The following is an 8,768-nucleotide window of genomic DNA, read 5'->3' as shown; positions in this document are numbered from 1 at the left end:
GGGATCGAGGCCGCGACCTACCCCGATGGCCCCCGCTCCGCTCGGATCAGGGTCGAGCTGCCGCCGGGCGAGCTGACGGCCGATTTCCTCGACCGCACCCAGATCCGCACCGCCGGCGGGGATTACGTGCCTCTGGCCGACGTCGTGCAGGTCACCCGGCGCAGCGGATTTTCCACGATCCGCCGCGAAAACGGCCTGCGCATCGTCTCTGTCACGGGCGATATCGCCGAAGATGACCCCGCCCGCGCCGCCGCGATCATGGAAGAGCTGCAATCCACGATCCTGCCCGGCATCGAAAGCGATCATGGCGTCGCCTACCGCCTGTCGGGCCTGTCGGAGCAGGAAAATGCCTTTCTGAGCGACGCCGCGCTCGGGTTCCTGCTGTGTATCGTCGGGATCTACCTGACGCTGGCCTGGGTGTTTTCCAGCTGGACCCGGCCGATCATCGTGATGGCGATCATCCCGTTCGGACTGATCGGCACGATCTACGGCCATTGGGCCTGGGACGTGCCGCTTTCGATGTTCACGGTGGTGGGGCTGATCGGGATGACCGGCATCATCATCAACGATTCCATCGTGCTGGTCACGACCATCGACGAATATGCCGCCCAGCGCGGTCTCATCCCCGCCATCGTGGAAGGGGCGAGCGAACGGCTGCGCCCGGTGCTGCTGACCACGCTGACCACGGTGCTGGGACTGGCGCCGCTGCTCTACGAAAGCTCGCAGCAGGCGCAGTTCCTGAAACCCACCGTCATCACATTGTGCTACGGGCTGGGCTTCGGCGTGGTTCTGGTGCTGTTGCTGGTGCCTGCACTGATGGCGATGCAGCATGACATCAAGCGCCAGACGACCGCCTTGCGCCGCGCGTTGCGCCGACCGCGCCGGACCGGCGGATCGGGCGCGCTGAGCGTGATTTCGGTGGGGCTTACATTCGTATGGTTCGCCGCGACGATGGGCTGGTTCATCGCCCGCGCGCGGCTGCCTGTTCCGGTCTCCGACGCGGTGGCGGCCCTGCTGCCCCGCGCCGCCGCCGAACGCCTGGGCGAAAGCGCGGGCGGGGTGTTGGTGCTGTTCGTGCTGGGAACGGGCGCGCTGCTGCTCTTGCTCTATGTATTGGGTGCCCTGGCCCTGGGCGGCGGCCGCGCCAGGGCCCGCAGGCGCAGCCACGGTTAGGCCCGGCAGGGTAGGCCCGGCACGGTGGGCCCGCACGGCGGCGGCGTCACCCGGTCGTGCAGCCCCGCGTTTCCGCCGCGCCGTCCTTGCCGATCACGGTGATGTGGATGTCGCCGCCATCCAGCGGAAAGGCCTTGCCGTCGCCCGCGACCAGTTCGGTGCGCGCCAAAAGCACGTCACCCTCGCGGCTGGAGGTGGCCTCATCGATCCAGATGGACTTGTCGGGCAGCTCGAACACGGTGAATTCCTCCGCGCCGAGGGGGGGCACCGCGATCCGGGCCGCCAGCGACAGGCCCTCGTCGGTGCTGCCGATTTCACATGAAACATTGCGGATCGCCGCCTGATCCGGCTGATGCGCCAGCGCCTTTTGGATCGCGGGATCGGGCGTGGTCAGATCGGCGTCGAAGGTTTGCGACAGCTCGACGCTGACGGGCACGCAGATGTCTTCGCATATGCCCAGATCCACACGTCCTTCGACGGTCAGATCCTCGCCCTCGCCGGTGGTGGTGAATTTCATCGGCAGGATCACGTCGCCCTTGTACCCGACGGAGCGCAGGCCGAATGTGTCGAAGACCTTGGGCGTGGGCCAGTAGACTTGCTGCGCCGCGATGCCCTCTTTCTTCGTCCAGTCGAACCGGGGCGGAATGCCGCTGTCACCGGGGGCGCGCCAGTAGGTCTTCCACCCCGGCGCCAGACGGATGCGCAGCGCCGCCATATGCGTATCCGGCGCGATGCGCCATCCCGGCAGCAACTCCACCTGCGCGATGTCGCCCAGGCCGGACGCCGATTGGCCCGGACCAGACTGACCCGGCACGGATTGGGCCGAAACCGGCAGCGCGAGAAGCGACAGGGTGCCCCCCCAAAGGGCGGCGGTTAGGGCGGATGTGATATTTTTTCTCATACCCAAGCCATAAAGATTTCGCCGTGAAGCGAAAATCACATATTGGCGATGCAGTTTCCGCTATGCCGTATCATCCTCTTGATCCCGGCCCGCTGGCGGCACATTGTTTTGCGGATGACAGATTTGAACGACAGCACTGATTTAAGCTCAAAACTATTGATCGCCATGCCCAACATGGGCGATTCCCGTTTTGAAAAGAGCGTGATTTTCATTTGCGCCCACTCCGCCGAGGGGGCGATGGGGCTGATCATCAACAAGCCGACGCCCGATCTGAAGATCACCGATCTGTTGAAACAGCTCAAGATCAAGCCGAGCGGGCAGGTCCCCGCGATCCGGGTCCATTTCGGCGGCCCGGTCGAAAACGGGCGCGGCTTCGTGCTGCATTCCACCGATTACACCCTGCCCGACGCGACGCTGGCCGTCAGCGAAAGCTTCGGCATGACCGCGACCCTGACGGTGCTGGAGGATATCGCCGCCGGCCGGGGGCCGCGCGACAGCCTGCTTGCACTCGGCTATGCGGGATGGGGCCCCGGTCAGCTGGAGGCAGAGATCCAGAACAACGGCTGGCTGACCTGCGACGCACCGCATGACCTGGTGTTCAATGCCGATGACACCGGCAAATGGGTCCACGCGCTGAAGGTTCTGGGAATCAACCCCCTGATGCTGTCGTCGGAAGGCGGCCGCGCGTAGACCTCTGCAAAGCCGCGCGGCCGACGGCCGCCCAGACCGCCGCTCAGCCCGCCGGTCTGGGCGCGGCGGCGCGGCGCAGCCGGTCGTTGATCGCGCGGCCCAGCCCATGGTCGGGGATCGGCGACACGGCGATCCGACGTCCCTGCGCCAACGCATCCATCCGTCTGAGATAGCCGAAGAGATTTGCCGCCGCCTCGGTCAGATCCCCGGCGGGCGACAGGTTCAGATCGCATCCCGGCGCGGCGGCGAACCCCAGATATACCTCCGGGTCGCGCGCGCTCCGGGCCTCCAGCCGCAACGGGGCCCGCGGCGCGTAGTGGGAGCTCATCTGACCGGGCGATCCGGGCGCATGATCCTCGACCACCGGCCCTGCGGCCAGCGGACGGCCGATCGCGCGTTCGATCGTTTCGTGCGGAATCCCGCCGGGACGCAACAGCCGGGGGCAGTCCCGATCGGGCAGAACGATGGTCGATTCCAGCCCCACGGCGCAGGAGCCCCCGTCCAGCACTGCCTCTATGCGGCCCGAAAGCCCCTCCAGCACATGCGCGGCACTGGTGGGGCTGATCCGGCCCGACGGGTTGGCCGAAGGCGCCGCGACCGGGGCCGGGAACCGGCGCAGCAGCGACTGCGCGACGGGGCTGTCGGGGACGCGGATGCCGACCGTCGGCAGGCCCGCCGTCACCAGCGGCGACAGCCCCGCGTCGGGCCGCAGCGGCACCACCAGCGTCAGCGCGCCGGGCCAGAAGGCCGCCGCCAGATCCTCGGCCAGCGGATTGAGATGCGCAATCGCGCGCGCGGCCTCCAGATCGGGCAGATGCACAATCAGCGGATTGAACTGCGGACGACCCTTGGCCTCGAACACGCGCGCGACGGCGCGGTCGTTGCGCGCATCCGCCCCCAGCCCGTAGACCGTTTCGGTCGGAAAGGCGACCAGCCCCCCGGCGCCCAGCAATTCCGCCGCCGCGTCCAGCCCGATGGCATCATCGCTCAACCTTATGGTTTCGGAGGCGGAGTCGGCGGAGAACATGGTGCGTTCCTATTGACGCGGCGTCCTGATTGAGAGGGCAGCCCGGCTTGCATACCGTGGCTGCAACCCATCGCAGTTTCAGACGACAGTTTCAGGGGCCCATCCCCTATCGGAGAGTTCAATGTCTTATCGCGCCCCCGTTTCGGAATTCAAGTTCGCATTCGATCATCTGATCGACTTCGGCCAGGTGACACAGTCAGATCTGTTCTCGGAGGCATCCGGCGACGTGGCCGAGGCGATCCTGGAAGAGGCCGCGCGCCTGTGCGAACAGGTGCTGGCGCCGTTGCAGCGAAACGGCGATCTGCACCCCGCGCGGCTGGAAAACGGCATCGTGCGCACCTCGCCGGGGTTCGCCGAGGGCTATCGCGCGGTGGCCGAGGGCGGCTGGGTCGGCATGACGGGCGATCCGAAATATGGCGGCATGGGCCTGCCGCAGACGCTGGCGACGGCGGTGAACGACATGATGGCCTCGGCCTGCCTGTCGCTGCAACTGAACCCGCTGATGACACAGGGCCAGATCGAGGCGCTGGAACACCACGCCAGCGACGAGATCCGCAATCTCTACCTGCCCCGCCTGATGTCGGGCGAATGGTGCGGCACGATGAACCTGACCGAACCGCAGGCCGGCAGCGACGTGGGAGCGCTGCGCACCCGCGCGACCGACAACGGCGACGGCACATTCGCGATCAGCGGCCAGAAGATCTTCATCAGCTGGGGCGACAATGATTTCACCGAAAATGTCTGCCATCTGGTGCTGGCGCGCCTGCCCGACGCGCCTGCGGGGACGCGCGGGATCAGCCTGTTCCTGGTGCCCAAGCTGCTGCCCGATGAAAACGGCGCGCCCGGTGTCGCCAACAGCCTGAAGGTCGTGTCGCTGGAGCATAAGCTGGGGCTGCACGGATCGCCCACGGCGGTGATGCAATACGACGGCGCCACCGGCTGGCTGATCGGCGCGCCGAACAAGGGCATGGCCGCCATGTTCACCATGATGAACAACGCGCGTCTTGGCGTCGGCGTGCAGGGCATCGGCGTCGCCGAAGCCGCTTATCAGCAGGCGGTGGCCTATGCGCAGGACCGCAGGCAGGGCAGGCCCGCGCAGGGCGACACCGGCGCCATCGTCGATCATGCCGACGTGCGCCGCATGCTGATGGAAATGAAGGCCGATCTGTTCACCGCCCGCCTGCTGTCGCTGGCCTGTGCCGCCGCCACCGACATGGGCCGCGCCACCGGCAATGCCGACTGGGTGGCGCGGGCGGCCTTTCTGACGCCGATCACCAAGGCCTTCGGCACCGACACCGGCATCACGGTGGCGGAACAGAACATTCAGATTCACGGAGGCATGGGCTTCATCGAGGAAACCGGCGCGGCGCAATATCTGCGCGACGTGCGCGTCACCGCCATTTACGAGGGCACGAACGGCATTCAGGCGATGGATCTGGTGGGCCGCAAGCTGGCCGACGGGGGGGAGGCCGCGGGCCGGCTGCTCGATGAAATCGAGCAATGCGCCGAGCGCGCCCGTGCCATGGCCCCCGAGCTGGCGGAAGCCGTCTGGTCCGCCGCGGAGACGCTGCGCGAAACCACCGAATGGCTGGTCGGACGCGACGATATGAACGACCGTTTCGCCGGCGCCGTCCCCTACCTGAGGGCCTTTGCGCGGGTTCTGGGCGCATGTTTCCACCTCAAGGCCTTCACGGCGGCAGAAGGTCGGGGCCCGCGCGGCGCCTTGGCGCGTTTCTACATTACCCGTATGCTGCCCGAACATGCGTCGCTGTGCGCGAGTGTCACCCAGGGCGCCGAAGGCGTGTTCGCGTTGAAACCCGAGGATCTGGCCAGATGATGGACGGCACGCTGAGGCCAATTCGCTATCCCTGGGATACGCCGCCCGAGGCGGGGCAGGCGATTGAGGTCGCGCCCGGCATCCTGTGGATGCGCCTGCCCCTGCCGATGAAGCTCGATCACGTCAACGTCTATGCGCTGGAGGACGGCCCCGGCTGGACCCTCATCGACACCGGATTCGACACCGCCCTGACCCGCGAGCTATGGGGCGATCTGCTGACAGGCCCGCTGGGTGGACGCCCCGTCACGCGGGTGATCGTCACGCACCACCATCCCGACCACGTGGGCCTTGCGGGATGGTTCCAGACCGGGCACGGGGCCGAGCTGTGGATGACGCGCACCGCGTGGCTCTACGCCCGGATGCTGCAACTGGACGCGCAGGACCGCCCGACCGCCGAGTCGCTGCTGTTCTATCGCCGCGCCGGAATGCCTGCGGAAATCTACGCCGAACGCGAAACGCAGCGCCCCTTCAACTTTGCCGATGTGGTCGCGCCGCTGCCGCTTGGATATCGGCGCGTGCAGCAGGATCAAGTTCTGTGCATCGGCGCGCGTGACTGGCGCGTGCAGATCGGCAACGGTCATGCCCCCGAGCAGATCACACTCTGGAGCGTCGCGGACAATCTGATCCTCGGGGCGGATCAGCTGCTGCCCTCGATCTCGCCCAACATCGGCATCCACGCGACCGAACCCGAGGCCGACCCGCTGGCCGAATGGCTGGAATCCTGCGAACGCCTCGCCACCCTGGCGCAGGAGGATCACCTGGTCCTGCCGGGTCACAAGCTGCCGTTCACCGGGCTGCCGATCCGCATGCGGCAATTGATCGACAATCATCATTCCGCGCTCGACCGGCTGTGGCTCTTCCTGGATACGCCGCGCACCGCCGCCGACTGCTTTCCGCCGCTGTTCAAACGGTCGATCGGAAAGGCGGAGTTCGGGCTGGCCCTCGTGGAATCGCTGGCGCATCTGCAACATCTGTACCTCTCGGGGCGCGCCTTGCGCGAACCGGCGCCGGATGGCGACGCCCTGCTGTGGCGCCGCGCCCCGTGAGAAGCACACGAGCGACGGCGACGGCACAAGACGCAGCGGTTCTCGCCTGGCCTGGGATCCGGAAGAAAGCGATGTTGCCCAAAGTCATACCGGCGGCGAAACGACGAAGAATGCGCCGCTTGGGGCGTGACAGATTGAGCCGAATAGATTAACCGAAGGTCGACACAAACAAGGAGCCTCGCCATGGCAGAACACAAGCACGGGTCGATGGATATCACCGCTCAGGAAAAAACCTTTGAAACCTTTGTGAAATTCGTCACATGGACAGTTGTGGCGATCATTGCCGCGCTCATCCTGCTGGCGCTCGTGAACGCCTGATCCGGCCATATCCGGCCTTTCCGCACGAAATCCGCCTTCGCGGCGGCGTTCCCGCATACCAAGGATAACGCAATGCGCGCCTTCATCTTCTCGCTGCTACTGCCCTTGGTGCTTTCCGCCTGCGGCGCGGATGCGATCTATGCCACCGACGCCGAGGTCGCACGCGCGCGCTACGTCAGCGACGAGCCGCCATCGATCACGCTGGTCACGGCGATCAACAATCGCTCGGGCGAAGGCGGGCATACCGGCTTGATCATCAACGGGTCGCAACGTGTTCTCTGGGACCCGGCCGGCACCTGGTTCAACCGCGCCGCGCCGGAACGCTACGACATGTTTTTCGGCATGAACGATCAGCTGGTGGATATCTACTACGACTACCACGCCCGCGTGACCTATCATCTGGTCATCCAGACGGTGCCGGTTACGCGCGAAGTGGCGGATCTTGCGATCCGGCGGTTCCAGGCCAAGGGCGCCGCGCCCAAGGCGTTCTGCTCGCGCTACACGACATCGGTGCTGAACACGCTGCCGGGGTTTGAATCATTGCCCACGACATTCTTTCCGGTGACGACGATGAAGGCCTTCGCCAAGCTGCCGGGCGTCAAGACGCGCAAGATCTACGACAATGATTCCGATGACAACAAGGCGCTGCTGACGCCGCAGACCTAGCCTCCTAGCCGCCCAGCCACATCACGAGATACAGCGTCGCGGCCCCGGTCGAGATCGACAGCAGCACGTTCCGGCTGAGCACGCCGACGGCCACCGTGACAAAGGCGGCCGAGATGCGGGCCGGGTCCAGATGCCCGCCCGTCGCCGCGGGCCAGAGCACCAGCGGCGTCACCAGCCCCGGCATCACGGCGACGGGCGTATAGCGCAGATGGCGCAGCACCCAATCGGGCAGCTTTCGATCGCCGATCAGCCCCAGAAACGAAAACCGGATCAGATAGGTCCCCAGCCCCAGCGCGATGATGACGATCCAGGTCGTCACGCTGTCGGGCAGGGTCTGAGCAAGCGCGTCGGAAGGGTTGGTCATGGCAGGGACCCCGAAGTTCCGGTGCGGCGCCGCAGGCGCGTGGTCTGCCGTTCGACCTCGGCGCCGGCCATCATCGCCAGCAGCGCCGCCAGCAACAGCCACAGGTTATAGGGAAGAAAGGCGAAGATCAGCGCGACCAGCACCGAAACCGTCGCGGCCGCGACATGCGCCAGGGTGCGCAGGGCCGGGGCGATCATCGCCAGAAAGGTGATCGGCACGGCGAAATCCAGCGCCCAGGCCTCGGGGATGCGCGCGCCCAGCACAGCCCCCGCGAAGGTCGCGCCATACCAGATCGGAAACAGCGGCGTGACGCAGCCGAAAAAGTAGCTCATCTTCTGCGCGATGGTCATGCCCGGGTCCTTCTCGAACCGGATCGAGGCGGTGGCGTAGCTTTGGTCGATCAGGCAATAAGCCGCCAGCGCGCGCTGCCACAGCGGGGCCGCGCCCAGATGCGGAGTCAGGGCGGCGGAATACATCGCCATGCGCATGTTCACCGCCAGCGCGGCGGCGATCACGATCAGCGTGGGGGCATGTTCGACGACCATCAGATGCAGCGCCGCGAACTGCGAGGCGCCGGCGATGACCAGAACGGAAAATCCCATCACCTGCGCCAGGTTCAGCCCCGCTTCGGACGCGACGACGCCGAACAGCGCGCCGAAAGGCGTGACCACCAGGACGAACGGCAGGCCGTCGCGGAAGCCCTGCCAAAATATGCGGGTCGTTCTGGACACTCGGTTTCCTCTCGG

General features: G+C 66.4%; 11 protein-coding genes. 6 read left to right on the top strand and 5 right to left on the bottom strand.

Annotated features, from left to right (window positions below; translation table 11 throughout):
• The coding region (locus tag ACU0BR_RS09765) for an efflux RND transporter permease subunit (RefSeq protein WP_446156646.1) at positions 1-1,173 on the top strand (1,173 nt) is incomplete at its 5' end.
• Between the two features lie 46 nt (positions 1,174-1,219).
• Here the strand turns inward: ACU0BR_RS09765 and ACU0BR_RS09760 are convergent.
• Both ACU0BR_RS09760 and ACU0BR_RS09755 read right to left on the bottom strand, forming a co-directional pair.
• On the bottom strand, positions 1,220-2,074 hold the full coding sequence (locus tag ACU0BR_RS09760; RefSeq protein ID WP_446156645.1) for a protein-disulfide reductase DsbD domain-containing protein: 855 nt from the start codon (positions 2,072-2,074) through the stop codon (positions 1,220-1,222).
• A gap of 35 nt (positions 2,075-2,109) precedes the next feature.
• A complete protein-coding gene (locus ACU0BR_RS09755) occupies positions 2,110-2,286 on the bottom strand; it encodes a hypothetical protein (protein ID WP_446156650.1) in 177 nt (58 codons plus the stop codon).
• Between ACU0BR_RS09755 and ACU0BR_RS09750 the strand changes: the two genes are divergently transcribed.
• A complete protein-coding gene (locus ACU0BR_RS09750) occupies positions 2,240-2,764 on the top strand; it encodes a YqgE/AlgH family protein (protein ID WP_446156649.1) in 525 nt (174 codons plus the stop codon). The two genes, ACU0BR_RS09755 and ACU0BR_RS09750, sit on opposite strands and share 47 nt — an antisense overlap.
• Before the next feature lie 43 nt (positions 2,765-2,807).
• Here ACU0BR_RS09750 and ACU0BR_RS09745 read toward each other — a convergent pair whose 3' ends face one another.
• Positions 2,808-3,791 (bottom strand): L-threonylcarbamoyladenylate synthase, encoded by a 984-nt coding sequence (locus ACU0BR_RS09745; protein WP_446156644.1) that lies wholly within the window; start codon positions 3,789-3,791, stop codon positions 2,808-2,810.
• A gap of 121 nt (positions 3,792-3,912) precedes the next feature.
• Here ACU0BR_RS09745 and ACU0BR_RS09740 point away from each other — a divergent pair, with 121 nt between their 5' ends.
• The 4 genes from ACU0BR_RS09740 to ACU0BR_RS09725 all read left to right on the top strand — a co-directional run bounded on the left by ACU0BR_RS09740 (position 3,913) and on the right by ACU0BR_RS09725 (position 7,658).
• Positions 3,913-5,628, top strand: a complete 1,716-nt coding sequence (locus ACU0BR_RS09740) for an acyl-CoA dehydrogenase (RefSeq protein WP_446156643.1) — start codon at positions 3,913-3,915, stop codon at positions 5,626-5,628.
• Positions 5,625-6,674: an MBL fold metallo-hydrolase gene (locus ACU0BR_RS09735; RefSeq protein ID WP_446156642.1), complete on the top strand. Its 1,050-nt coding sequence runs from the start codon at positions 5,625-5,627 to the stop codon at positions 6,672-6,674. The genes ACU0BR_RS09740 and ACU0BR_RS09735 overlap by 4 nt, the downstream gene beginning before the upstream one ends.
• Positions 6,675-6,857: 183 nt before the next feature.
• On the top strand, positions 6,858-6,992 hold the full coding sequence (locus ACU0BR_RS09730) for an aa3-type cytochrome c oxidase subunit IV (protein ID WP_446156641.1): 135 nt from the start codon (positions 6,858-6,860) through the stop codon (positions 6,990-6,992).
• Positions 6,993-7,064: 72 nt separating this feature from the next.
• Positions 7,065-7,658 (top strand): hypothetical protein, encoded by a 594-nt coding sequence (locus ACU0BR_RS09725; RefSeq protein WP_446156640.1) that lies wholly within the window; start codon positions 7,065-7,067, stop codon positions 7,656-7,658.
• Between the two features lie 4 nt (positions 7,659-7,662).
• Here ACU0BR_RS09725 and ACU0BR_RS09720 read toward each other — a convergent pair whose 3' ends face one another.
• Together ACU0BR_RS09720 and ACU0BR_RS09715 are read right to left on the bottom strand one after the other, a co-directional pair.
• On the bottom strand, positions 7,663-8,022 hold the full coding sequence (locus ACU0BR_RS09720; RefSeq protein ID WP_446156639.1) for an AzlD domain-containing protein: 360 nt from the start codon (positions 8,020-8,022) through the stop codon (positions 7,663-7,665).
• Complete coding sequence (locus ACU0BR_RS09715; RefSeq protein ID WP_446156638.1) at positions 8,019-8,753, bottom strand: AzlC family ABC transporter permease; 735 nt, start codon at positions 8,751-8,753, stop codon at positions 8,019-8,021. The genes ACU0BR_RS09720 and ACU0BR_RS09715 overlap by 4 nt, the downstream gene beginning before the upstream one ends.
• Positions 8,754-8,768 lie beyond the last annotated feature (15 nt).

The sequence above is a fragment of the Brevirhabdus sp. genome (genome assembly GCF_052826345.1).
The sequence above is the reverse complement of the archived record's forward strand: the minus strand, read 5'-3'. Positions and strand labels throughout refer to the sequence as shown.